This is a genomic window from Methanolapillus millepedarum, assembly GCF_032594115.1.
In the GTDB taxonomy this organism is placed as follows: Archaea; Halobacteriota; Methanosarcinia; order Methanosarcinales; family Methanosarcinaceae; genus Methanolapillus; species Methanolapillus millepedarum.
In genome coordinates, this window is record NZ_CP131060.1 from 1,806,037 (window position 1) to 1,831,960 (window position 25,924).

Sequence of the window (25,924 nt, forward strand, 5' to 3'; positions counted from 1 at the left end):
ATCGTCGATTCAGACGATTCGTATTTTTTTATTTTAATTCCAAACTGTTGTAATAGTTAACATTTGATTTGCATCCGTTTTAATTTGTCAGGATGTTATTTTTTTTGATTTATTTTGTTCTCTGAGCTTCTGTTTTCAATTCATTTAAAGTTCTTACGTATTATACTGGCCGTTAAATATATATCATTACAACTTGTCACTTCATTATTTCCTCTTTATAATTTATTAAATATTTTGTGAAAAAACATGTCTCCAAAAAATAATTTTCCCCAAAAGTCAAAATATGTTCTCGTTATTTTGATTTTTTTATTACTGGTATTTCTGACTTATACTGTCTACAACCAATCCTCTTTTGAAAACAGCGGCATCTGCTGCAGCGTCTCAAATCCGAGTCCGATTGGAAATAACACAACGCCCGAAAATAACACAACAACGTTGCCGCCCACAGTTGTTGTGAACAATACAACTGGCGGCGGCCCGGTTCCCCCCACGCCGTCCAATCAAGCAAATTTAACCGTTGAATTCTTAAACGGAATGGACGGTGGAATGAACGGCACCGGCGTTATCATCGGTAACGGCAGCAAAAGTCCGTACGGAAACTTTACCGTGAACGGTGTCGGACAAAATGGAACGCTCAGCTTTGATAAAGGAACGGAAATCACCGTTGTCGCACTCCCGAACGTGACTGATTCCACTTACCCGAACAGTTATTATTTTATGAAGTGGGTTGAAACCGACGACTTTACCGCAGCGGCTGTCCAAGATGTGAATACATCTGCCGATGCTGCCGCGTCCTATACTTTTACATTGGATGCCGACCGGACGCTTTATTTGGTGATGTGCGGGAACAGCATGAATTTGAGTTTTACGGTGAATGATTCCGGAACCGGAATCAATTTAAAAAAGCATACACCTCCAAATGCCAATCTTTTTTATTTGTACGTTCCGCAATATATTGACAATAAGACTTTAGTGAGTATTGAAAATTCTGCATCTCCTTGCTTCAACACGAAGATGACTGGAATAAAACTTCCGAATTCTGTATCATCTATCGGATCTGAATCATTCGCAATGTGCCAAAATTTAACGAGCATCATAATCCCTCCAAATGTATCAATAATAAAAGACGGAACGTTCTTCCTTTGCAATAATCTCTCATCTGTGACTTTATCCTCAAGTTTGACGCAGATAGAAGGCGGAGCCTTTGCTGATACAAATCTTTCCACTCTTACAATTCCGCAAAATGTCACAATAATTAGTGGAAATGAATATTATGGGCAAGGGGCTTTTTACAATTGTTCTAATTTGACATCGGTAACGTTTGAATCCGGCAGTAAGTTGACCAAATTTGACAGTTGGGCATTTAGAGATTGTACAAAGTTAACGACCATAACAATTCCGGCAAATGTAACGACGATTGGAAACCAATCTTTTTACGGATGTGTCAATTTAACAACGGTGACATTTGAAAGTTCCAACACTTTAGGGCAGATAAATGGCAGTTCATTCAGAAACTGTACCAATCTAAATGGCCTGGAAATCCCATCTTCCGTAACTTCTGTTGGAGAGTATGCTTTTCAAGACTGTACAGGTCTGACTGAAATTTATTTCCGTGGCCCACAGCCGACATGGGGCCCCGATGTATTTTTAAATACTGCCGGGCTTACAGTTTACTATAATTCGTCGGAAGCGGTTTCTTGGGCAAGTTATTCGGGAACTAAAGCCGCATATACGCCAACGTAAAAATTGATGATTTATGCGGGGATTACCTATTTAAAAAATAATTTTGTCACAATTATTAGAAATGATTGTGACAATTTTTCTTTTTCAAAATCCGAATTTTTCACATATTTAATTATATCAAATATTTTATAATTATCTTCGCCAACCCTTTTTATTTTCGTCCCGTGCAACATTTTCGGAGATAATATTTAAATACAATTGATGCAAAGTCTGTACCACTTCTATCACCGACTCTTTGTTTCAATCATCGGGTCGAGCCTTTCCGAAAAAAACGGAAAAGAACGTGCTTTTTGATAGAAATTTAATGAAGAATCATAAAGAATTGTGTCTTTTGACACAAATGTTATTTTCATAATATCGGTAAATCTTATTGACGATTCTAATCAACAAAAACGGAATTTATTAGGTTTATTTGCTTTTCAAAAATAAATGGAGAAATAATATGGCAATGGAATACTTTTCAGGTATTGCGGGTGTTTCCTTAACCTTCATCGTCATGATGAGCGTTTGTACCATTGCGATTCTTCTTCTGATTTTCGGTCTCATCTTGGACCTTCGAAAATGGGCGCAGGGATCCGTCGCGTACGGCCTTGAGCCGGAAGAAGGAAAAGCAGGCAGCATTCCCGCTTTCATCAAAGCGTATTGGAAACAATTAAGATCGCATGAAGGCGTTCACCACGGACAATCGTTCTGGAAATCCCTTATTTTGGACGTTTGCCTTCAAAGAAGAACCTTCCGCGCCAGCAAAGGCCGCTGGTTTATGCACATGCTTATTTTTATCGGCTGGATGGGCCTTTTCGCGCTTTCCGGTCTCATGTTCGCCGCTGAAATCACACACATGCTCGGCGTTCACTTTGACATTGAAGCATTCAGAAACATGCTTCAGTTCCCGAACCAAATCCTCGGATACATGCTTCTCATCGGCGTTTTAATCGCCGTCGTCCGCCGGCTTTTCATTCCGAAAGTCCGCCAAAACACCAACTCTTACGACTCGGTTTTGCTCATCACGCTCTTGATTGTGATCATCACCGGATTTATCGCTCACGCCGGCCGTTACATCGTCATGGGCGCGTCAGCCTTTACCGGTGTTGACATGATTTTCTACGACTACCAACTCTGGACCCTTGGCAGCATGCAGTTCTTTAACACTTACGTGAAAGAATTGGCGCTCACCCACAGCGTTTTGGCTTTATTCATCGGATTTGCGTTCATTCCGTACAGCAAATACATCCACATGATCACATCGCCGCTCACAATTCTCGTGAACAAAGGAGGCGAGAAATAATGGCACGAAGACAACCCGATTTAGATCTTAAAAACATCACCATGGTCCAGACAATGGAACTTGACGGCTGTATGCGCTGCGGCGAGTGCGCCGAATGGTGTCCGACTTATGAAGGCTCCGGCTACCTTCCGGGACTTTCCCCGCGCGACAAAATCTACCGCTGGAAACGCTTTGTTGACCGCTCCTTCGGTGTTTCCGCAACCCTTTTCGGCCCGCGCGAAATCACTCAAGAAGAATTCGTTCAATTCAAAGACGATGTTCACGGCTGTACCACCTGCGGTATTTGTGCCACCGTCTGTGAATCCGGCATCAACACCGTTGAACTTTGGGAAGCGATGCGTGCCAACCTTGTGAAACGCGGCGTCGGTCCCTATGGAAAACAGGGAACCATGCCCAAGATCATCAACGATACCAAAAACTCTTACAACGAACCCAAAGAAAACCGTTTGATTTGGATTCCCAAAGATGTTAAAATCGCCGACAAAGCCGATGTTCTTTATTTCATGGGCTGTACGGCCGGCATGAAGCAAACCAATCTTGCCGTTTCAACCGCTCGTGTTTTAAACAAACTCGGCGTTGAATTCTGTACGCTTGGCGAAGAAGAATGCTGCTGCGGGTCCGTCTTAATCAGAACCGGACAGTATTACAAAGAAGACAATCTCGCGAGAAGATTGGCCGAAACCAACGTGAAAAACATCAAAGCCAAAGGCGCAAAAATCGTTCTTTACGCTTGCTCCGGCTGTTTCCGTGCCTCCCTTGTGGACTGGCCGAGACTTACCGGCGAAGAAGTGCCCTTTAAAGTGATGCACGTCAGCCAATTCCTGGCGGAAAAGATTGACAACGGCGAAGTCGAGTGGGTTCAAAAACCGTTCGGCGAGGACAAAGTCGTTACTTTCCACGACCCGTGCCACTTGGGACGCCACGTCGGTGTTTACGACGAACCGAGAAAAGTTTTAAAGAGCATGCCCGGCATGGAATATGTCGAAATGGAACGCTGCAAATCCTACCAAAGATGCTGCGGTGCCGGCGGCGGTGTCAAAGCCGGTATGCCGGAATTGGCGCTCTCCATTGCCAAACTCAGAGTCGGTGACGCTGAGGAAGTTCTCTATCCAAGCGAAACAAAAACGCAAACCAACGTCTTTGCGCAAGCCTGCCCGTTCTGTAAGAGAAACCTCTCGGATGGCCGCGACGCGTTAAAACAAACCGGCGATGAAAAAGCCGACATTATCATTGAAGACGTCGTCGAAATCAGTGCCCGCGCGCTCGGACTCAGCCCGTCGAAAGACAATTAAATTAAAAACATCGTTCAATCTCGGATTTCCGAGATTTTTTCTTTCTTTTTTTGCTTCTTCTTTTCGACTTTGCTCTTTTTTTCGGTTCAAAAAGACCGGCAGCTGTTTTTATTTTAAAAAAGAGATGTGAAACAGCAAATCAAAACAGAATCAAAGTATCCCTTCGGTTTTTTGGAATTATAAAAAACGATTGCTATGACGCGCGCGTGAGCCGTCGCAATCAAAATAAAAAAATTTGAGCATATATAACAAATTCATAAAAAAATAGAAATAAGGAGGCGGAAATTCCGCCTTTGTTCTTTTATTTCATGACCCTCACATATTGGTTCACATCGAATGTGTAGTGAGGAAGGTTTTTGACGCTTGTGTCGGTTTTTAGGCGGTCGAACTTTTCCAGTTCTTCGTCGCCATCGACATCAAAGAAACTTTCGTCAAACATGTTATCACCTTTTTTCTTGTTCTTTGACGAACGTTTGTATTTCATCGATTTTAATCGATTTTGGCCTTTACATTTTGTCGACCAAATTCTGTTTCCCAACAGTCTTTTCTTTGGTTCTTGACAGTTTGAATAAAAGATTTCAACAAATATATAGTCTTTCGACATAATCTATATAGATTATCGAATTTTATATATTTCGTTTCATCTTCTCATTCAAAGGTTTATATCAAAAGGATTGTATTATATTTAAATCTTTTTGATTATATATTATCTGAAAAATCTATTCGTTTAGACGAAAACATGTTATATCGGGTTCTGTTTTTATTTATTGATATTCTTTTATGAGTTTTCAACATTATTTATAATTTTCAGAGTCGGGGATTTCGACAAATTTAAATAAACCCCCGACTCTTTTTAAGTTATGCCTTCTCAATTTTATCGGATTGAAACCGTCCGGACCGGAACACAATCGAAGCCGGGTGACGTAAAATATAATTTAATCAAAGATGTTCAGTTCAAAGAGTTGAAGTCAAAGGTTCGAAAAAGAGTCGACAAACCTGTTCAAATCACATTTGATGCGGAATTTGAAAAGAAAGTTCTGAACAAAAAAGCATCGATGAGCGTCGGCTATTACAGTTTTGACTATTTGAGTCGGGAAGATGTTTTGTCTCTCGAATACAAACGTTTTCTTTACGATACGTTTTTAAAAGCAATTCCATCGGATGAGGCGGTTTTATACACTCAATTCAATGAAATTAATTATATTCATGGAACCACGTCCATTGAAGGAAACACGCTGAGTCAGCAAGAGGTCAGCGATTTGCTTGAAAAATCCATTTCTCCCGCCCGGACGAATCTACGTGAAATCTTTGAAGTTCAGAATTATAAAAAAGTTCGGTCATTTACACACGCTCAAAACAAAAGAATAGATTTACCTTTCATAAAAAAAGTGCATACCTTGGTTATGGAAAACATTCTTGATGATCCGGGACAGTTTCGGCAAATCGGTCATGTTGATATTTCCGAATGTGATTTACAATTGACACCACCTGAATTGATTGAGGAAGAACTGGAAGAGGCCGTTTCAAAATGTTATGAAAATATTGACGTCGGAAAATACCCGTTTGAGCAAATCATTCGGTTTCACTATGACTTTGAAATGATTCATCCGTTTGTCGATGGAAACGGACGTGTCGGCCGGGAACTCGCAAATTATTTGCTGAGAAAAGAAAGATATCCGGAGTTGATTTTAAGAAGCGAAGATCGAAACGATTACATAAAAGCGTTGCAATACGGGAATATTTCGGAATACCGGCCAATGATTGAAATATTCAGCCGGCTTTACCAAAATCGTTTATCAAAAATTGAAATTGAATTTGATAAATTAAAAACAAAATAACTTCCGAAAATTTATCCCTCTGAAAATGCATGAATTAAAATATGAATAAACAAAAAAGGTTGATTAAAAAAGATGGCCGGATAAAATTTCAGTCAACGCCCCAAACATCAGCCTCAACATGGTAATCGCTTTTACCGCGCAAAATGGACGGATAAGACGCAATTTCTTCAATTGTGAATTTTAAAGACTCGGAATTAAACCGCTCGGAAATATCTTTCCAGGGAATGGCATAAGCTTCGCGGGCATGTCCGACGCCGTACCGGAGCTCAACGGCCAAGTAACCCCGCCGCCCCGAACATCTTAAAAAATCGGAAATGCGGTCGATTTGATGAGCACCTTTTTTATCCGTCGTAAAGTGCTGTGTAAAATAAAGCGCCTTTGTTCCTTTCTCCACGGAAATACTTTTGCATTCGATCCCTAAGTAATAATCCGGGTTCAGGGAATCGACAAGAACGTCTAAAAATTGGGCGGTAAAGCGGTGTTGTTTGAGCCGGTATGAAATTCCCCGAATATTTTTTTCTTTGAAATATTCGTTGAAAGACCTGACCAAGTCTCTTTCAAATTCTGTCATTGGAAAATAAACGTCCGAATGATATATCAGGTTTTACCATGCGGGGAGAAAGTATTCCGACACAAACCGACATTTTCAATGAGCCGACTCATTAGAAAAAATATGGAAAATAAAATGTCGAAGTGAAATGAATTCAACTTCAGACAAGGATGTAAAATTAATTGAATATTACAAAAAGCTTAAGATTCCACAATGAAGCGGATGAAATCATCGCTTAACTTTGTTTCTTTTGTCACCATTGAGACAATGTCATCGGTTGACATCTTTTCAGCTTTTAACTCGTTGATTCTGTCTAAAACGTGTTGGGAAACTTCGGAATATTCGTTGATATCCTTTCTGTGACCCCAGACATCTCCTTCGAGGAGGGCGATATTTTGCATAGCCAAATACATTTGGACGGACTCAGACAAGGTTTTCTTGTAGGAACTCGGGATGTGGATGGCTTTGATATTCGGACAGGCTAAGACTAAGTTGAAAATGTCCTTGTTGGACGGTCTAAACGCCAGATGAATCACTTCATCGGATGATTTCAGTGTTTCGATTTCTTCTTTTGAACTAACAACTCTGATTTTCATTTTTTCCCCTACCTTTTTGAAATAATTGCTTATTCCATTCTGTTTTTGATATTTTGTTTTTTTATATAAGCATTCCAGAATAACTTAGTACCGAAACAGTATTAAATTATACACAAACGCTGATTAAATATGTATACTGAAAGAGGATGTATTAAATGTTTTGTTTAAAATACAAATGTTTTGTTTAAAATAAAAATGTTTTGTTGAAGATATTAATATTTTATAAAATGTACGAATATTTTATAAAATCTCCCCCGGTTATTTCAAACAATTTGTAAATTATTCTGTCCGTTATTGATTTCACCCTTTTTTCATACAAACTTTAATTATGGTCTGTCTTTTATTTGAAATAATTCAAATAAATTTCAGATATCAGTCATTTAATAAGAGATATTATTATTTAATTGTTTTTATCAATATTTTTAGCAAATTATATTTGATACAACCCTGTAAATGGGTTTCTTGTTGCTTATTTCAAAAAAATAACATCTTTTAAATCAAAACCGATGGCAAAAATAATATTATAAGGATGCCGAAAAATTCAACCCCCTCATTCAAAAATCCAAGATTTGATGAAAAGTGATTTGAGAGCTGAAATGAGCGGTTATTAAAAAACAAAAAAAGGTGCGCCGTTAGTCAATGGCGCACCGGGCACTGTCGAGCAGATGCAAAACTTCGTTTCGGATGGCGTTTTCTTCCGGGCGTGTTCTGTCCCTCGGTCGCGGAATGTTGATCGGAATTTCTTTTTTAACCGTTCCCGGACGTCCGGTTAAAATAATAATCCGGTCGGATAAAAAGACTGCTTCGTCAACGCTATGCGTCACGAAAATGATGGTTCTTTTTTCTTCCTGCCAAATGCGTAAAAGTTCTTTTTGAAGGTTATTTCGGGTTTGCGCGTCCAAAGCTCCAAACGGCTCGTCCATCAAAATAATGTCCGGTTCATTGGCAAGAGCGCGAGCGATGGCAACACGCTGTTTCATGCCGCCTGAGAGCTCATACGGATAACTGTTGATAAAATCCGAAAGGCCGACCAAAGAAATGTATGGCAGCGCTTTTGTTTTGGCTTCTTCCTTTGTCGCGCCTTGCATCAGCGGTCCAAACATGACGTTTTCAAGAACTGTTTTCCAAGGGAAGAGCGAATACTCTTGAAACACCATGCCACGCTTCGGGCTGGGTCCCGTTATCTTTTCCCCGTTGAGATAAATGTTGCCGTCGCTGTATGTCTCAAGGCCGGCGATGATTCGAAGAAGCGTTGTTTTTCCGCAGCCGGAGGGGCCCAAAATTGTCACGAATTCCCCGTCTTTGACGTTTAAATCAATATCCTGAATCGCCAAAACGAAAGAGTCCTCTTCTTTGCCCTTTCCTTTTTTGACAAACTTCTTTTCCAAATTTTCGATTTTCAAACCGGCCATTTAAATCACCGTTCCTTTCTGCCATTTAAGAATACGGTCCTGGACAAAGCGCCGGAACAAAAAGTCCAGCAAGAGGCCCACAAGCCCGAGGATGAGCATATAGACAACGACATAATCCATTCTTTGGATGCCGTAATAGAACCAAATTTTATATCCGATGCCGGAATCGCTGACACCAAACATTTCGGAGGCGGCCAAACACATCCAGCCGACACCCATGGAAACGCGTATTCCGGCCAGAATCGACGGCGAAGCTGATGGAAGCGCAACGTAGCGGATTAATTTTTTATCTTCGGTACAGCCGAGGACTTTTGCGGCTTCGACATACACTTTCGGTACATTTTTGAATCCGGAGTACGTGTTCAAAATGATCGGGAAAACCATTCCCATAAAAATAATAAACGCAGCGGCGGTATGTGTCAGTTTCAGCCAAATAATGGCAAACGGAATCCAAGCCAAAGGCGGAATAGGACGTAAAATTTCAATAATCGGCGACAGTGCCCGATTGATTTTCGGGAACCACCCCATGAAAATTCCGAGCGGGATCCCGATGGCAAGAGCCGCCAAAAATCCGATGGCGAAGTGGTACAGGCTGATTCCCGTATCCGAAATCAGTGTTCCGTTTTGAATGACGCTGATAAACGCGAGAACAACGCTGTGAAAACTGGGCATGTAGAATGGGTTTTTAACAATAAAGTCCGCGACAATTTCCCATATCAAAATCACTGAAATAACGGATAAAATTTCAATGTTTTTCGATTTTATTTTTTTGATAAATCGTTTTGTCATACCCATTCCTTAAACGCTCATCATTTATAATCCTGTAGGAAATTTGATCTATTTGACAAACTCGGCAAACTTGACACTGTTAAAAGATGGCAGAAGGCAGCAAGTTTTTGTATTTTCGAATTCCCGGCGTTCTTAAAATTTGAATGAAGCAAACGAAGAAAAATATATAAATGTAGACACCCTTTCATAGGTAAACTATTGTTATACAATTTAAATTTCAATAGATCAAAAACACAAAAATCCTTCTTATCATTAAAAACGGGGTCAGATTTCATTTATCTTTTTTTATTTTTTCTCTCTCGTTTTTCGTTTATTGTTTTTTTCATGGCGGGCGGTTGCGCGCGTTATGGCGACACATTTTCATTTGGATTTCAAAAAAATGAGGTGTTTTTGGAAAATATTCCAAACGTCAAATCCGGACATTGATCCCGAAAATGGACCGCTGTCCCTTTGAAATATCTTCGGCAATTTCCGCGCAGCCGATTGCGGCTGCCCATTTTCCGAGAGATTCTGCCGGGCGGCGCAAAAGATTTGTGACGGATTTGAATATTTCTTTGTTTTCCGCGCCGGTTCCGGAAATAAGAATATCGTAGTCGGAAACATTGTATTCTTTCATCAGCACGTCCAAAGCGGAAATTTCCATGGCCGCAAAAAGAGCGATGACGTCGGTTTTGTTTCCGGCGCCGGCGGTTGAGAACGCGTCGTTTGCGGACGTTTTCCCGTCGTCAATCTTTCGAATGGCCGCCACATCAATCGGCCCGTGGCGTGTTCCGGGGGCAAAAATGCAGGCGTCAATCGCGCCCAATATTTTCGGAACGGTCACCGCCATCGTCACCGTATTGGATCCGATGTCGGAAAGAATAAAATTTTTGTAACCGGATCTATAGGCATGGTAAGCGATTCCGATTTTTTCGGGACTGGCCTGGTGGGAGAAAAACGCCATTCTCAGGTCGGTCGGGCTTTTTTGATGCAGCCCGGGAAGAACAACCGCCGGACAGCCGGATTCTTTGATGATGTCAAATACCTTTGTACCGGCGCCTGTTTTTTCGCCGGCGCCAAGGACGCTGACAACACCGCGGTTTTGAACGTTTTCAATCGGCATGATTTCGGAAATGCCGTCTCCCATCGAATAGGTCACGCATGCCATTTCAATTTCAGCCAGCCGGGTTCCCAAATTCTTCTCAATCATCGCCTGAAGGTCCGGTTTTTCCATTGCGCCCGCCGTTTCCCGCGGAATCTCAAAAAGAAGCGTCCCAATCTCTCTATCTTGAATAAGCGCAAACCGAATCGCGGAAGTTCCGTGATCAAATCCTAAAAATGCCATGAATGGTATCCTTTCTTTTTTATTTTTTAAAGAAAATGTTTTATTTTTTATATTTTTATTTCATTTAATCCGCTAATTCTTTTTCAATCATTTCGTTCAGTTCGTTGAGTACGACTTCCCCGGATTCGAAATCTGCAGCCGTCGTAACAACTTGAATTTCCTGAACGCTTGTTCCCTGAGAAAGAAGCAGGCGTAAGTTGCCGCGATTGTCGGGACGCAAAACTTTTGCGCGAAGGTTGCCGCCGGACGGGCCTTTCACTTTGATCATTCCGGGTATGATTTTTTTCACTTGAGGATGCGCGGCCACAAGTAAAACGATTTTTCGTCCGGCCCGCTCGCCGATAATTGTCGTGTGAATGCCGCCCATTTTACTTTTTTCGACGGAAGACATCCTTGGCGGCATTGTATCATTCCAGGAATCCGTAAAAACCGTTCAATCCTTGCCCGCGAAATTTTAAAAAAGAATAAAATGAGAAGAGGCGTTACGCCAAATCCTCAATTCCCAAAAGTTTCAGATTTTTACCTTTTAAATAATTGACTGCTTTGTCCAAGTCACTCACGCGAACGATTAAAATCGCATTTTGTTTTCGTCCGATAAAAGCGTAAGCATAATCGATGTTAATATTCCCTTCCTCCAAAACAGCGGCAATATCCCGAAGACCGCCCGGCTTGTCCGTTATTTCAATCCCGAGAACATCGGTCTCGGAAACCGTAAATCCGGCTTTTTTAAGCGCTTCGTGCGCAATGTCCGGCTGGTCAACAACAATCCGAATGATTCCGAAATCTCCTGATTCCGCAATCGTAAACGCTCGAATGTTCACATTAATGTTTCCGAGGGTGTCTGCCACTTTTGCCAAGCGGCCGGGTTTGTTTTCTGAAAAAAGGGAAATCTGTTTAATTGTTTTTACCATATCATCACATCTTATGCCGAATTTTTGTTCATTGCTGTTCCGCTGTATGAATTATACGATTATGTCAATTTATAATTTTTGTCGCCAAATCTGTCAAATTTTTCTTTACTTAGAATTTTCGTTTATCAATCACACGTTTCGCTTTTCCTTCCGAGCGCGGAATTGTTCCCGGATTGACCAGTTCGACGTCAACGGAAAGTGTCAAAACCGTTCGGAGGTCGTGTGAAATCCGGGAGATGAGCCGGTTGTAATCTTCCACTTTGTCCGACGCCAGATCGTTGAGTTCCACTTGAACCGTCATGTCATCCAGTTCGCCGTTGCGTTCGATCATCATTAAAAAGTGCGGGGAGACTTCCGGGATTTTCATGAGAACGGATTCGACTTGTCCGGGGAAGACATTAATGCCGCGCACAATCGTCATGTCGTCCGATCGTCCCGTGAGGCGCATCAGCCGCGGATGAGTTCGTCCGCAAGCGCAAACCGTGTTTTCGATAGAGGCCAAATCGCCCACACGGTAGCGGATCAGCGGCAGGGCTTCTTTCAGAAGCGTTGTGACAACCAGTTCTCCCGTCTCGCCGTCTTTGACCGGTTCAAGCGTTTCCGGATTTAAAATTTCAACAATAAACATATCCGCCCAGACATGCATGCCATTTTGTTCCGGACATTCCGTAAACAGCGGCCCGCTCAGCTCAGACGTTCCAAAAACGTCATACGCCTTGATGCCCGATCTTTCTTCAATCCGGTGGCGTAACGACTCCGACCACGGTTCGGCGCCGAAAATCCCGACCCGAAGGCTTTTATTGTTTTTGAGGCTTCGGCCTTCTTTTTCGGCGACTTCTATCAGATAAGAGAAATAAGACGGCGTGCAGAGAACGGCGGTCACATTCAAATCTTCCATCAAAGACAGTTGACGTTCCGTATTTCCGGAGCTGATCGGAATCGTGGTGGCGCCGATACGTTCGGAACCATAGTGCGCGCCCAAACCGCCCGTAAAGAGGCCGTATCCGTAGCTGATTTGAAGAATATCGTCTTTCCCAAGGCCGACTGACGTAAAGCCGCGCGCCAAAGATTCCGCCCAGTTGGTGATGTCATTTTGAGTGTAACCGACAACAATCGGCTTTCCGGTGGTTCCGGAAGAGGCGTGAATGCGGACCAAATCCGTATTTTTAACGCAGAACATGCCGGTCGGATAAGTGTCCCGCAGGTCTTTTTTGTAGGTAAACGGAAGTTTTTGAATGTCGCCGATTGATTTGATATCCTCCGGCTTAATGCCTTTTTCATCAAAAAGTTTTTTGTAAAACGGCGATTTTTCATAAACGTAATGAACAAGCTTGACCAATCTTTCGCTTTGAAGCCCGCGAAGACGCACCGGGTCCATTGTCTCAATTTCTTGGTTCCAATAAGTCATGTTTTTTCCACTGAATGAATTGAATTACGAATTGATTATGAGTAAATTATGAATTAAATTATGAATTGAATTATGAATTGAATTATGAATTGAATTATGAATTGAATTATGAATTGAATTTGAGATAAATTTGAAATAAAGCATGAAATTGATTTTAATGGACATTTGATTTTTAAATTTTCTGTGAGTCCGTACGATGAAGTGAATCTGTGAAAGAATAAAAAATTAATGGAGAATTTCATTAAAATGATTTGTTTGAGGATTTTCATTTTAAAGAACGTCATTTACACGTTCGTATTTTGTTTTATTTCCGCTGCCGACTTTTCGCAGTTTTTTGTTTTCAACCATTTTCCGAAGAATGATCGCCATCATCGGTTGAGACAGTGACAGCGCTTTTTCAGCTTCTTTTCGTGTAATTAATTCTTGTTTTTCAAACATTTCAAGAACGGTTTTTTCATGCACTTTCAAGGACGAAATACTTTTCGACTCTTCCGCTTCATCACAAATTCTATACACGGCAACAGATTCCGCCACATTCAGTTTGGCTTTCAATTTTTTTTCTTCATCCGCTTTCTTTTCCGCCTCAATATTTGTGTTGGGAAGCGTTATTTTAAAAGCGTTGCTGCTGACTTGGATTTTTGGTTTGACGGTATATTTTTCATAACTTTTCATTATTTTTTGGATTCCCGTTCCATACGCCTCAATCAAACTTAACCGATAAAATACGTTTGCCAAATTTTCGTTCCGGCAAACGGAAATTCCCATCTCTAAATCATCCGCTTCCATTCCGGACGGCAGTCCGCCGTTTGAAACGATTTCAATCCGGTCATCAAAGACACCGGCTAAAATACTGCTGCCGCCGATTGAATAATCCCGATGGACCAGTGCGTTTAGAATCGTTTCCCGGATCGCGTCTTCGGGGTAATCTTGATTATCGTAGCGGTAGAGCCCGTGAATTTCCGCGCGCGTCTGATTGTACCGGCTGATAAATTCATAAACATCGGCCAGCTGTGTGAACAATGATCCTGAAAACTCCCGGCGGTTTTTGAAAATTGTTTGGTTTGTTCCTTGAAATACGGCGGCTTTGACGGTGTGAACACATTGGTCGGACAGCAAAAGTCCCAAGTTCGTGTAAATACCATCCGAATTCATGAGTTTGAGTGTCTTTTTTTGTTTTGCTTCAAATGGAATGCCACGGGATTTAAATTCTTTTTCAGCATCGGCAAATGTCAGTTCTTGGTTGAGGGACCGAACGTTTTCATATTTTTCCCCGTCGGATTCCCGGATCATTTTCAAAATCGCCGCTTCGGTTGCCGGAACGCTTGACGCGCCTTGCCGGACAAAAACACCTTCGGGACGAATTCCTTTTCCGGATAAATAATAAGGGCTTGCCGTTCCCTTTTGGACGGTAACTTTAATGACGTTTAACCCTTCCATTTCTTCAATTTGACAGGTCATAAAAAGGGTCACATCCGGCTTAATTGAGTCACGGATGGCGTTTGTCAATTGAAGCATCGTCCCGTCCAAATTTTTCAGTCCCACCGCGTTGCCATTGTCATCCACGCCGATGTAAAGCGTTCCACCATTTGTATTCGCAAAAGCAATCACACATTTTTTGATGTCATCTGAATATTCCCGCTTTAATTCAAGAGTCGTTCCCTCAGACCGATTCATTTTATCTCTTCCTGTTGTTTTTGTTTGAAACTTGATTTATTTTGCCTTTCCAATCTCAATTACTTATACTTATTTATAATTAATTATATCTTCTTATAATTTTGTAATTCAGAAGAATAAAAAGAAGAATAAAAAGAAGAATAAAAAGAAGAATAAAAAGGAGAATAAAGTGGAAGGTAAAATGGAAAACAAATAAGAAGAACGGAAAATAAGTATGGGGAATAAGAACGGAGATGAGCAGCAGGTAATCAAAATAAAAATCAGAACTGAATACAGAAGCCGGGAACTGAACTTGAAAAATTGAACTGGAAAACTGAATTAAAAAACGGAATCGGAAACCGGATTAAAAAATAAACTGAAAGGTTAACCCGAATTTTATGCTCGGGTTAATTTTTCGATATCAAAGTCCAAGTATTTGGCGTTGCTCTTTTCAATGAGCGACGTGCAAACGGCATCGGCCTTTCCATCCATTTCAATTTTTCCGTTTTCAATCCAAATCGCCCGGTGGGACACTTCTTTTACAAAGTCCATATGGTGGCTGACCAAAATAATCGTTGTTCCAAAGTCTTTGCTGATGCGTTTTAATGCGTTCGTCACATCGCGCAACGTGACCGGATCTAAATCGCCGAACGGCTCGTCCAAAAAGAGGTAATCGGGAGAGGTGGCCAAACTGAGCGCAATAAACGCGCGCACATGTTCTCCGCCGCTGATTTCATCCGGGTTTTGGTCCAAAATTTCCAACGGAAGGCCGAGGGATTTAAAGATCGGAGCCGCATACTTATCGACATCGTTGGACGGGATGATCGGGAACAGCTCCGCAAAAATATTGTCCGGAAGACCAACCTCATTCATGATTTTATCTTTCTCTTCCGTGGACATATCGGGAATCCGGTAGATGATGTCGAGAAGCTGCGGTGAAATGCCGAGGTCGGACGCTTTTTGTTTGGCGAAATCAACAGCCTGCCTTGTTTTCATACTCAAGCGGAATCGAATTTGATCGCGAACGGTTGAGTTCACCGACATCGAAAACTCTTGATTCATAATACTGATGACGCTTCGGAGATAAATCCGGTTTTCATTGTATGTGCCGATATCGATCCAATTTCCGCCATCAACTCCGGCGGTTTTTGCTTTATTTTTGTCCGCGATATTTTTTAAATCAATATTTCCGCGGTATGAAAATTCAATTAAACCGGATGTCGGCGGAATCATTCCTTCGATCATTTTCATGATGGTGGTTTTTCCGGCGCCGGAACTTCCGACAAACGTTGTGATTTCTTCGCCGAAAAGATCTAAATTTAAATTTTCAATGTTGAGAACTTCCCCGACGCGAATAAGGCTGTATCTCTTTTTGACATCCCGGACGTGGATGCAACTTTTTCTCTCCCCGATTTCAGGCAGCGGCTCTTTTTCAGCCATGTCTTTTAAGAAATGTTGAAGAACGGTCACCGGATCGCCTTCTTGGACGATTTTACCGTTTTCAAGGAACAGCAGCCGGTCGGCAATATAAGCGTGGACTTCCGGCAGGTGGGAAACGACCAGAATCGGGATCTTTAATTTTTCTTTAAGGTTTAAAAGAACGTCCAAAATTTCCTGCTTAGTATCGGGACCGGTCATGGTGACCGGCTCGTCCAACAGAAGAATTTTCGGTTTGGCCGCGATTTGCCGGGCCAGAACGAGGCGCTGCTTTTCGCCGCCGCTCAATTGGTCGGTTGAATGAAGCGCTTTTTTGTCGAGCTGAACGAGTTTGAGTATTTCCATTGCTTCATCGTAAAGTTCGGGGTAAGTGTAGTGGTCGGGAAGCGGCAACGCTTCGGTGCCGACAAGGTGGTAATTCAGCCGGCGGATAATATTTTCAATCGCCGGGCCGCCCCAAAGGCCGAAATTGCGCTGAAGGTGAATGGCGGTGGCTTTTCGAAGAATTTTTTCGCCTTCTTTTCCGCTGTCCGGCAAAACGGTTTCGCCGTCGATTTCAATTTTTCCGCCGTCAAAAGGCTCGGTGCCGCGCAGGATTTTTAAAAGAGTCGATTTCCCGGCGCCGCTCTTTCCCGTAATTCCGACAATTTCAGCATCCGATATTGAAAATGTAATGCCGTCCAAAACACGTTTTTTTCCGTGAGCTGTTTGATAATCCTTCACCAATTGAGATACTTTCAGCACGCTCGGGCCTCCGACATCATGTCTCTATAAACTGCCAACAACATCAATGGTCAATGTTATTCATTGAAATTGAATAAAAAAAGTGCCGGCAACGAATGCCGTTTGAAATTAATGTGAAACCGGTTTTAACCGATTTGATGTTTTTAATACTTGATTTTATATCCGCCATGCGAATATGATTTATTCGGATAATTTGCATTAAGCCTTTTTACCGGCTTTGGCGCCTTGAACGATTTCGGCGGTCAATGCTTTGGCATTGTCCGCTTTTTCAATGACGGTTCCGGTGACAATGATATCCGCACCGGCTTTGGCGCAAATTGCCGCGGATTTTCCGTCGCGAATGCCGCCGCCAACGATGAGAATGCTGTCTTTTAAGACGTGTTTGACCGTTCCGATCATTTCCGGCGGAAGCGGAGCGTCCGCGCCGGATCCGGCTTCAAGGTATGTGTAACGCATACCGAAATATTTGCCGGTTAAGGCATAAGCTGCCGCAAGTTCCGGTTTTTTACGGGGGAGAATTTTTGCGTCCCCAACCCAACCGACAGTTCCGCCGGGCTCGCACACCAAATACGCCATCGGGATGGATTCCATACCGACTTTGTAGAGGGTAAACGCGCCTTGAACTTGGTTGCCGACAATGTAGTTCGGGTCGCGGGAGTTTAAAAGGCTCATGAACAAGACGCAGTCCGCGCTTGTTGTAAATCCGGTTGTGTTTCCGGGGAAAAGAATGATGGGGAGTTTGACTTTCTCTTTGATCATTTTGGCCGTCATGTCCAAAAGATAGCCGCCGGCATCGGTCGATCCGCCAAGCATAATGGCGTCGGTGCCGCCTTCCGCGGCTGCCACTGCCAACCGGACGGATTCTTCCGGTTTTTGCGAGGCGGGATCGATTAAAGTGATATGGGCAACGCCATCCCTTTGAATAACTTCCGAGAGATAGTCTTCCACCGTCATTTCCGGATCATGCTCCGTTCTTGTCTTTTGATTTTAAGCGAAGGTTCGGATAGTTGCATTTTCTGCAACGGGTCGCACGAATAGAGTTTCGGGCGTTACATTTCATACAGATCTTCTTTTTCAATAATCTTTCTTCAGCTTCCGGAAATTTTCCCATAAATCTCACCTAATATTATTTTTGTATAATCTGAATTTAATCAATTTCATTAAATCGTCTATGATTCTGATGAATGATGAAAAGGAATGTAAACTAACACTTAATACATATAATAGTTTTGGATTAATTCCCCTTTTAGAAGGGTGAAAACCGAGTCCAAATTATTTAAATCCTTTCTTTTTTGTTTGTTTTTTTCATTCATCTTTTCTTGTCTTTTTTGCCTGTCTTTGTTCTTTCATCGAATTCATTAAATTTATAAACTACATTTCTCATTTTCCACTACTCAAATTCTCAGATTTTCAGATTTTATTTTTGAATTTTTGATTTTCAGGTCATATTTTAATTATTCAGGAAGTTGAAATTGATGCCGATTCATCCGATTGAGTTCCGTTACGGAACCGCTGAAATGAAAGCCGTTTGGTCCCAGGAACGCCGGTTAAAAACGTTGGTTGAAACCGAAATTGCCTTATCAAAGGCTGAAGCCGACTTGGGAATGATCCCGAAAAGCGCCGCCGCCGAAATTGAAAAAACCCTTCCGCTTGTCAAATGGGATCGCGTGGATGAAATCGAGCGTGAGATCAATCATGACATGATGGCGGTTGTCAAAGCCATTTCCGAACAGTGCGCGGACGACGCCGGCAAATGGGTTCACTTCGGAGCGACGTCTAACGATATTTTGGACACGGCGACCGCGCTTCAATTCAAAGACGCCGTCGTCATTTTTGAGGACAAGCTTTTCCGCCTTCTGAAAGTCCTGGTACGTTTGTCGGAAGAACACAAAAACACCGTCTGTTGCGGCCGCACGCACGGACAAATCGGCGTTCCGACGACTTATGGTCTCCGGTTTTCGATTTGGGCGTCCGAAATCGACCGTCACATTGATCGTTTGGCCGAACTCAAACCCCGCCTCTTAGTCGGGCAAATGACCGGCGCTGTCGGAACGCAAGCGGCTTTTGGGAAACACGGAATTGAACTTCAGAAAAAGACCATGGACTATTTAGGCATCGGGTCGGTGGATGTGTCAAACCAGTTGATTCAACGCGACCGCCACGCCGAATTTGTGATGTGGATGGGAAATGTCGCGACCACTCTTGATAAAATCGGCGTTGAGATCCGGTCCATGCAGCGCAGCGAAATTGCGGAGCTGGAAGAAGGATTCGGCAAAAAACAAGTCGGTTCGTCAACGATGCCGCACAAGAGAAACCCGATTAAGTCGGAACAAATTTGCGGCCTTGCCCGGATTGTCCGCGGCTTTATCGAAACCGAGCTTCTTAACAACACGCTTTGGGACGAGCGCGACCTCACAAATTCGTCATCGGAACGCATCGTTTTTCCGGAATGTACGATTCTGGCGGACCACATTATCAATCTCGGAATCAATGTTCTTGAAAATCTCCGGTTCAACCATGACAATATCAAAAAGAATCTGGAACTTTTAAACGGCCTCAACATGGGCGAAGCGATTATGATTGAACTGACAAACCGCGGCGTCGGGCGGCAGGAAGCGCACGAGCTTGTACGTGAATCGGCGATGAAGGCTGTTGAGGAAAACAAGCACTTCCGTACCGTTCTCTTGGAAAACAAGGACGTTGCCGCTGTTCTCACAAAAGACGACATTGAGAATTTGGTCAACCCGTACAAATACATCGGAACAGCCGTTCCCCAAGTTGAAAATCTGAACAAGAAGTTGATGAAAAAATATGCCGGCAAAATCTAAGTTTTGCCTGTTTTTTCTTTTTTCTTTTTTCTTTTTCGTTTTCTCTTTTTGCGGCGCCGGTGCGCGTTATGGCGACACATTTTCAATTGAATTTCAAAAACATGCCGGTGCATTTTGAAAAAATAAAATGAGAACATTTGCACGCTTTTTTAAATTCTCAAGAAAACCTCTCCAAAAAATCAAACGCCTTGCGTTTGATTTTCTTGGATTTCATTGGAATGAATGTGTACAGCGGTGGAAGATTCAATTGGAAATATCAGAAACAGGTGCAATCAGAACAGTCAACAGCAGATGCAATCTGAAAATCTAAATTTGGTATGTACAGTTAGAAGTTGTCATTTTATTCAGGTTCTGTCTGCTGCTATTTTATTTTTTAAGCGGTATCTGCCGGCAAGTTCAGACATTTCATTCGCTGCGCTCATGAAATGTCTGAACTTGCGGGTTAACTGCTGGGAATGAAATGGGGAACGAAAAAAGAATAGACGTAAAAGAGAATAGACGTAAAAGAGAATAGACGTAAAAGAGAAATGCAAGCAAAAAGAAATAAACGCAAACAAAATGAAAAAATAAATGAAAAAATAAACGCAAACAAAATGAAAAAATAAATGAAAAAAAGAAAAGAGATAAAAGGAAAAGTCTTTTTTTGTTTTGTTTATTTGGCGATGAAAGATTTTGCTTTGTCTTTGTCGACGATGATGTAGTCTTTCACGGCGCTGACAGCGGAAAACGGCACTAAAATGTAGTTTTCGTCTTTTCTGTATTTCGTCACATCAAGACCGCCGCTTGGGGAAATGACAAGTTCGGTGATGTTTCCGGTTTTGGCGTCAATGTAAATGTCCTCAAGCGTTCCGAGTTCTTTCGCATCGGTGGACATAACTTGTTTGTTGTCGAGAAGTGTTTTGGCGTAATATTTCATTTTATTCCTCTGATTTGGATTTTGAATTGTGTGAAAATTCAATCGGACATTCGATTATTATTTTGAAAATATATTCAAAATATATTCTTTTATGGATATGATAAATCGCTTTTATTTTATATATATTTTCATCCCTTTCTTCTTTTTTCCTTTGTTTTCTTTCCGCTTTTTCTTTTGCTTCTTTTCGTTTCATCTTCTTTTTCTTTATCTGTAAGCCATGGAATGGTCGTCATCCAATGAATCTTTTCCCGTGATGTAATCGACAATCATTTTATATTGTTCGCTGAGGTCTTCGGTGACTGTCGGCTTCACGACATTGAGCGCTTCTTTGAAATCGTCCATTTTGATGATTTCAACATCAAAGTTTTTGCGAAGCGCGGTCATCACCGATTCCCGACAAACGGCTTCAATGTCGGCGCCGGTATATCTTTCCGTCATCTCCGCCAGTTCGTCGATGTCCACATCTTTTGAAATTGGTATGTTTTTCAAATAAATTTCAAAAATGGCTTTTCTTCCGGGCAAATCCGGCGCGCCGACGTAAACCAAACGGTCTAAGCGTCCCGGACGCAAAAGGGCCGGGTCTAAAATTTCCGGACGGTTCGTGGCGGCGATAATAAAAACGTCTTTCAGGCGTTCGATGCCGTCCATTTCCACCAGCATCTGGTTGAGTGTGCTTTCGGCGACCGAGCGCGTTCCGGTGGAACTGCCGTCCCGGATCGTCGCGAACGCGTCGATTTCGTCAAAGAAAATGATTGTGGGGGACGCTTGTTTGGCTTTTCTGAAAATCTCTTTGATGGCTTTTTCGGATTCACCAACCCATTTGAGGAGAAGCTCCGTGCTTTTCACGCTGATGAAACTGGCTTCCGATTCATGGGCAACGGCTTGCGCGAGCATTGTTTTTCCGGTGCCGGGCGGTCCGTAAAGCAAAATGCCGGTCGGCGGCTCGATTCCCATCCGGGTGAATTTTTCCGGGAATTTGAGCGGCCATTCAACGGTTTCAATAATTTGCTGCTTTACATCGTCAAGCCCGCCAATGTTGTTCCACGATATTTCCGGAATTTCGACATAAATTTCACGAAGGGCGGAAGGCTCGCTCTTTTTGAGCGCCTGTTCGAAATCATCCCGCATCACGACCAAGTCTTCCAGAATTGAATCCGGGATTTTTTCATCCAAATCAACGTGGGGCGCAATTCTTTTAATGGCAAAAAGAGCAGCTTCGCGCGCCAGCGCCGATAAATCCGCGCCGACAAAACCTTGCGTCCGGGCAGCCAATTCTTTAAAGAGTGATTTTTTATCCGCTTCATATGTTTCCCGAAGGACAGCGATTTTTTGTGTGAGGCGGGCGATATTTTCGTCTTCGTCGATCCGGCCGCTTTCAATTCCGCTGTTTTGAAGCTTTTGTTTTTCCTCTTTAAGCGCCATTTCCGCTTTTTTGAGCGCCGGTGAGCCTTCAAGCGGCATAAACCGGGTGTGGATACTGATGATTTCTTCCCGTCCGGCTTGGTCCGGCGCTCCGATTTCGATTTCCCGGTCAAAACGTCCGGGACGGCGAAGGGCGGGGTCAATCGTATGCAGACGGTTTGTGGCCGCGATCACAAAAACTTGAGTGGTGTCCATCATTCCGTCCATCACGGTGAGCAACTGAGACACAATACGGCGCTCCACTTCGCCTGAATTTTCACGTTTCGGGGCAATGGAGTCAATTTCGTCAATAAAAATAATCGCCGGCGCGTTTTTGGCGGCGTCTTGGAAAAGGTTTCGAATCATTTCTTCGCTTTGACCATAGCCGCTGCGTACGATTTCAGGACCCGCGATGTAATAAAAATTTGAACCGATTTCGTCGGCGACGGCTCTGGCAATCATGGTTTTTCCGGTTCCCGGAATCCCGTGAAGAATCAAACCCTTCGGCGGGTCAATTTTAAGTTTTTTAAAGAGGCGCGGCTGTTTCATCGGAAGTTCGACGGCGTCGCGGATTTCCTGAAGTTCGCCGGAAAGCCCGCCGATATCTTCATAAGAAATATATTTTTTTCGGTAGCCGTCAGCGCTTTTTTCAAACGCGATCTGCGTTTCGTTCGTAATCAGAACGGCCGATTTCGATGGTGTGACCTGCGTCACCATAAATTCAATCGTTTGCTTTTTCATTTCCGGTTCCGAGAAAAATTCGGCGAGCGGCAGCAAGTCTTTTCGGACCGGTATAATATCTTCTTTGACAAGATAACGTTCCCGGATGTTGTATTTGATGTTGTCCTCAATTTCTTTGGTCAGAGAGATTTTTTCTCCTTCCAGCGGCGCAATCGTGATTTTTTTGGCGGGGACAGCTTTTGTTTTTCGAATCGTGACACGGTCGCCGACCGAAACTTTGGCGTTGTAGCGGATAAATGTGTCAATCCGAACGGAATCGTCTCCCCCATCCAAAATATTGGCTTTCCAAACGCGGGCAACTGTTTTTCGTTCGCCTTCGATTTCCACCGGTTCGCCAATAGAAACTCCAAGATGTGCCATCACATCGCTGGTGAGCGGAATAATTCCTTTGCCGTAGTCGTCTGTCGGGTAAACTTTTTCGACGCCCATTTGAATTTCAGGAACACGAGTCACAGGTTCCGGCTTTTCAATGACAGTTTCCTTTTCGATTTTTCCGTTTGAGGAGTCCGTATTCGAATCTTTTTCATACCGGACAAGTTCAATCCGTTCCGCATTTTTGTCAGTTTTCGCCATAAAATCCCTTTGAGTTTTGAAAAATGTGAGTCTGTCATGTCAGTAAAAATATGAAATAAATAGAGCAGGTTCATTTAAAACTATTGCAGTCAATGACTGTATAGACTTCGTTATCGGTTATAAATTTTCTTTTGAAAAATTCCTTCGCTTCGCTACGGAATTTTTCAAAGAGCGGTGAGAGGCTGTTTCCAAAAGTTCGCTTAAAAATTCCTCGCTCTGCTCGGAATTTTTCAAAGAGCGGTGAGAGGCTGTTTCCAAAAGTTCGCTTAAAAATTCCTCGCTCTGCTCGGAATTTTTCAAAGAGCGGTGAGAGGCTGTTTCCAAAAAGTTCGCTTCGCGAACGGCTCCCTTCGGTCGCTTGGTCTTTATTTCCTTTTCTTTAAAATCCCAAGCAAACCGCCCCGAAAAATCAAACGCTTTGCGTTTGATTTTCTCGGATTTTGCTGAAATGAATTGGATATGACAGGTGCAAATAGGAATGGTAACCGGCAGGTGCAAATAGGAATGGTAACCGGCAGGTGCAAATAGGAATGGTAACCGGCAGGTGCAAATAGGAATGGTAACCGGCAGGTGCAAATAGGAATGGTAACCGGCAGGTGCAAATAGGAATGGTAACCGGCAGGTGCAAATAGGAATGGTAACCGGCAGGTGCAAATAGGAATAGTAACCGGCAGGTGCAAATAGGAATAGTAACCGGCAGGTGTAAATAGGAGAATAGTAACCGGCAGGGCAAATGGGAATTGTAGACAGTAGGTGCAATCTGAACTGAAAATAAAAACAGTCGGTACAAACCGGAACTGGAAATTGTACTGAATTAATTTGTTTTTATTTCTATTTTGTTTTTGTTTTTATTTCTATTTTGTTTTTGTTTTTCATTCTTTAGAAAACTATTAAAATCAGCAAGGACAACTTTTAATTATGACTCTGATTTCCGCCAACCAAAAAATGAAGGACTGTTTTGATTCGCCATCTGCGGAAAAACAAATCGTTTCTTTTATTCAAAAAACCGTTAAAAAGGCAAACGCAAACGGTGTTGTTCTCGGCCTTTCCGGCGGGATCGATTCCGCCGTTGTCGCTGCCTTGTCCGCAAAAGCGCTCGGTTCCGAAAATGTGTGGTGTTTTTTCTTTCATACCGGAAACACCTATGAAAATGACTTCATGGACGCGCTTTCCGTGGAAAAACAATTCGGGTTTCACCTTCAAAAGATTGACATGGGTTCTATTTTCTTGTCCGCCAAGTCCGTCATGAACACCGTTGATTTTGCGGCGGAAAATAATGAAACTCATGAAACTCAAAATGCCTTCGAATCCCGAATCGCGGACGGAAATTTAAAATCCCGCCTCCGAATGTCGCTCCTTTACAATTTCGCCAACGAAAGCAATTTATTGGTGATCGGAACGAAGAACAAAACGGAAAAAATGACCGGCTACTTTACAAAATTCGGAGACGGCGGTGTTGATTTTGAGCCGATTGCCGATCTTTACAAAACGGAAGTTCGGCTGCTTGCGAAACACATGAACTTGCCGGAAAATATTCTCTCAAAAGTTCCGTCTGCCGGATTTTTTGAAGGACAATCGGATGAGGCGGATTTTGGGATTTCTTATGATGAACTGGATGCTTTTTTGGAATGGGTTGAAAAAAGAAAATCGGACGGGAAAAACAAAAAGTTTGGGGAAAAAGAAATACGGATGATTGAAAAATCCGGAATTCCAAAAGAAAAAGCGGTGTCGATTCTTGAGAGAATGAAGCGCGCCAAACATAAGCAGAAAATGCCGGCAAGTTTGAAATTGAAAGATAAGAAATGAGTTGTTTTGATTCATTTCTTTTGTTTTGGTTTGTAATTGATACCGATTAGGGCAGCAATTGCAAGCAGACACATAGGCAGTGTGAATCCCGGGATTGAGTCATCATGAATTGTTTCCGGTGGTGTTGCATTTGTTCCCGGTCCGACTCTGGCAATAACGATAGGCACATCTTCAATTCCTTCTCCTTGTCCGACTTTTTTAACAATATCCATAATTTCATCTAACTCTTCTTCTTTAATTTCACAATTATAACAAGTACCGATTGAGAAATATCCTTTTGTGCTTGGACCATATCCCATTATAAAGGAATATGATGCTAACAAATTTTCATCGTGGATGACATCTGTCATTCTGTCCAGTTTTGGCCAATATTCTGCGGAAATTTCCTGTGTTGGCATTTCGCCGGATGTTTTGATTATGCCGGTTTTATAAATTGATATACCTTGAACGGGCCCAAATGAAGTATTTATTGTTTCTGAATTATTTTCTCCACTTTCAGCAACAATGGGCGTTGCCAAAATAAAAAAAATAAAACAGAATAAGAAGATGAATTTTCTAATCATACTTTCTGACTCTTTTTTAATTTATATTATATTTACCTTGTCATAGGCACTATTTACAAACTTTAAAACCGTTATCGGTCTTGAAATCTCAAATGGAAAATGTGCCGCCATAAC

General features: G+C 42.4%; 24 protein-coding genes. 6 read left to right on the plus strand and 18 right to left on the minus strand.

What is annotated here, in order from left to right; translation table 11 throughout:
• The first annotated feature begins 297 nt into the window (after positions 1–297).
• From MsAc7_RS08080 to MsAc7_RS08090, 3 genes are all read left to right on the plus strand, one after another.
• A complete protein-coding gene (locus MsAc7_RS08080; protein WP_338102404.1) occupies positions 298–1,743 on the plus strand; it encodes a leucine-rich repeat domain-containing protein in 1,446 nt (481 codons plus the stop codon).
• Positions 1,744–2,185: 442 nt separating this feature from the next.
• Positions 2,186–3,028 (plus strand): respiratory nitrate reductase subunit gamma, encoded by an 843-nt coding sequence (locus tag MsAc7_RS08085; protein WP_338102405.1) that lies wholly within the window; start codon positions 2,186–2,188, stop codon positions 3,026–3,028.
• The gene (locus MsAc7_RS08090) at positions 3,028–4,320 is read left to right on the plus strand and encodes a (Fe-S)-binding protein (RefSeq protein ID WP_338102406.1); all 1,293 of its coding nucleotides are present in this window, start codon (positions 3,028–3,030) and stop codon (positions 4,318–4,320) included. The genes MsAc7_RS08085 and MsAc7_RS08090 overlap by 1 nt, the downstream gene beginning before the upstream one ends.
• A 301-nt stretch (positions 4,321–4,621) precedes the next feature.
• Here MsAc7_RS08090 and MsAc7_RS08095 read toward each other — a convergent pair whose 3' ends face one another.
• Positions 4,622–4,759 (minus strand): hypothetical protein, encoded by a 138-nt coding sequence (locus tag MsAc7_RS08095; protein WP_338102407.1) that lies wholly within the window; start codon positions 4,757–4,759, stop codon positions 4,622–4,624.
• A 421-nt stretch (positions 4,760–5,180) separates the two neighbouring features.
• Between MsAc7_RS08095 and MsAc7_RS08100 the strand changes: the two genes are divergently transcribed.
• Complete coding sequence (locus MsAc7_RS08100) at positions 5,181–6,158, plus strand: Fic family protein (RefSeq protein WP_338102408.1); 978 nt, start codon at positions 5,181–5,183, stop codon at positions 6,156–6,158.
• An 88-nt stretch (positions 6,159–6,246) separates the two neighbouring features.
• Here MsAc7_RS08100 and MsAc7_RS08105 read toward each other — a convergent pair whose 3' ends face one another.
• The 12 genes from MsAc7_RS08105 to MsAc7_RS08160 all read right to left on the minus strand — a co-directional run bounded on the left by MsAc7_RS08105 (position 6,247) and on the right by MsAc7_RS08160 (position 18,093).
• Positions 6,247–6,729, minus strand: coding sequence for a hypothetical protein (locus MsAc7_RS08105; RefSeq protein ID WP_338102409.1), 483 nt, complete (start codon positions 6,727–6,729; stop codon positions 6,247–6,249).
• A 179-nt stretch (positions 6,730–6,908) separates the two neighbouring features.
• Positions 6,909–7,304 carry a DUF1699 family protein gene (locus MsAc7_RS08110; RefSeq protein WP_338102410.1) on the minus strand — a complete coding sequence of 132 codons (396 nt, stop codon included), beginning with the start codon at positions 7,302–7,304 and terminating at the stop codon, positions 6,909–6,911.
• Between the two features lie 632 nt (positions 7,305–7,936).
• Positions 7,937–8,716 (minus strand): ABC transporter ATP-binding protein, encoded by a 780-nt coding sequence (locus MsAc7_RS08115; protein WP_338102411.1) that lies wholly within the window; start codon positions 8,714–8,716, stop codon positions 7,937–7,939.
• On the minus strand, positions 8,717–9,505 hold the full coding sequence (locus tag MsAc7_RS08120; protein WP_338102412.1) for an ABC transporter permease: 789 nt from the start codon (positions 9,503–9,505) through the stop codon (positions 8,717–8,719). It lies immediately after the preceding gene.
• Between the two features lie 409 nt (positions 9,506–9,914).
• Positions 9,915–10,829, minus strand: a complete 915-nt coding sequence (locus MsAc7_RS08125; protein WP_338102413.1) for a methanogenesis marker 12 protein — start codon at positions 10,827–10,829, stop codon at positions 9,915–9,917.
• Between the two features lie 64 nt (positions 10,830–10,893).
• On the minus strand, positions 10,894–11,232 hold the full coding sequence (locus MsAc7_RS08130; RefSeq protein ID WP_338102414.1) for a DUF2103 domain-containing protein: 339 nt from the start codon (positions 11,230–11,232) through the stop codon (positions 10,894–10,896).
• Between the two features lie 79 nt (positions 11,233–11,311).
• Entirely contained in the window at positions 11,312–11,740 is a 429-nt protein-coding gene (locus tag MsAc7_RS08135) for an ACT domain-containing protein (RefSeq protein WP_338102415.1), read from the minus strand.
• A 109-nt stretch (positions 11,741–11,849) separates the two neighbouring features.
• Positions 11,850–13,148, minus strand: coding sequence for a phenylacetate--CoA ligase family protein (locus MsAc7_RS08140; protein WP_338102416.1), 1,299 nt, complete (start codon positions 13,146–13,148; stop codon positions 11,850–11,852).
• Between the two features lie 270 nt (positions 13,149–13,418).
• Complete coding sequence (locus MsAc7_RS08145) at positions 13,419–14,822, minus strand: RNA-binding domain-containing protein (protein WP_338102417.1); 1,404 nt, start codon at positions 14,820–14,822, stop codon at positions 13,419–13,421.
• 375 nt (positions 14,823–15,197) lie between these two features.
• Complete coding sequence (locus tag MsAc7_RS08150; protein WP_338102418.1) at positions 15,198–16,982, minus strand: ATP-binding cassette domain-containing protein; 1,785 nt, start codon at positions 16,980–16,982, stop codon at positions 15,198–15,200.
• A gap of 198 nt (positions 16,983–17,180) precedes the next feature.
• The gene (locus MsAc7_RS08155) at positions 17,181–17,936 is read right to left on the minus strand and encodes a phosphoglycerol geranylgeranyltransferase (RefSeq protein ID WP_338102419.1); all 756 of its coding nucleotides are present in this window, start codon (positions 17,934–17,936) and stop codon (positions 17,181–17,183) included.
• A 7-nt stretch (positions 17,937–17,943) separates the two neighbouring features.
• Positions 17,944–18,093, minus strand: a complete 150-nt coding sequence (locus tag MsAc7_RS08160; RefSeq protein ID WP_338100083.1) for a 50S ribosomal protein L40e — start codon at positions 18,091–18,093, stop codon at positions 17,944–17,946.
• Between the two features lie 364 nt (positions 18,094–18,457).
• Between MsAc7_RS08160 and purB the strand changes: the two genes are divergently transcribed.
• A complete protein-coding gene (purB, locus tag MsAc7_RS08165) occupies positions 18,458–19,810 on the plus strand; it encodes an adenylosuccinate lyase (RefSeq protein WP_338103485.1) in 1,353 nt (450 codons plus the stop codon).
• A 652-nt stretch (positions 19,811–20,462) separates the two neighbouring features.
• Here purB and MsAc7_RS08170 read toward each other — a convergent pair.
• The 4 genes from MsAc7_RS08170 to MsAc7_RS08185 all read right to left on the minus strand — a co-directional run bounded on the left by MsAc7_RS08170 (position 20,463) and on the right by MsAc7_RS08185 (position 24,200).
• Entirely contained in the window at positions 20,463–20,726 is a 264-nt protein-coding gene (locus MsAc7_RS08170; RefSeq protein WP_338102420.1) for a PRC-barrel domain-containing protein, read from the minus strand.
• 1 nt (position 20,727) lies between these two features.
• Positions 20,728–20,919 carry a hypothetical protein gene (locus tag MsAc7_RS08175; protein ID WP_338102421.1) on the minus strand — a complete coding sequence of 64 codons (192 nt, stop codon included), beginning with the start codon at positions 20,917–20,919 and terminating at the stop codon, positions 20,728–20,730.
• An 11-nt stretch (positions 20,920–20,930) separates the two neighbouring features.
• Positions 20,931–23,441 carry a CDC48 family AAA ATPase gene (locus tag MsAc7_RS08180; RefSeq protein WP_338102422.1) on the minus strand — a complete coding sequence of 837 codons (2,511 nt, stop codon included), beginning with the start codon at positions 23,439–23,441 and terminating at the stop codon, positions 20,931–20,933.
• Between the two features lie 117 nt (positions 23,442–23,558).
• The gene (locus MsAc7_RS08185; protein WP_338102423.1) at positions 23,559–24,200 is read right to left on the minus strand and encodes a hypothetical protein; all 642 of its coding nucleotides are present in this window, start codon (positions 24,198–24,200) and stop codon (positions 23,559–23,561) included.
• 159 nt (positions 24,201–24,359) lie between these two features.
• Here MsAc7_RS08185 and MsAc7_RS08190 point away from each other — a divergent pair, with 159 nt between their 5' ends.
• Complete coding sequence (locus MsAc7_RS08190; RefSeq protein ID WP_338102424.1) at positions 24,360–25,247, plus strand: NAD+ synthase; 888 nt, start codon at positions 24,360–24,362, stop codon at positions 25,245–25,247.
• 11 nt (positions 25,248–25,258) lie between these two features.
• Here MsAc7_RS08190 and MsAc7_RS08195 read toward each other — a convergent pair whose 3' ends face one another.
• Positions 25,259–25,810, minus strand: coding sequence for a hypothetical protein (locus MsAc7_RS08195; protein WP_338102425.1), 552 nt, complete (start codon positions 25,808–25,810; stop codon positions 25,259–25,261).
• Between the last annotated feature and the right edge of the window lie 114 nt (positions 25,811–25,924).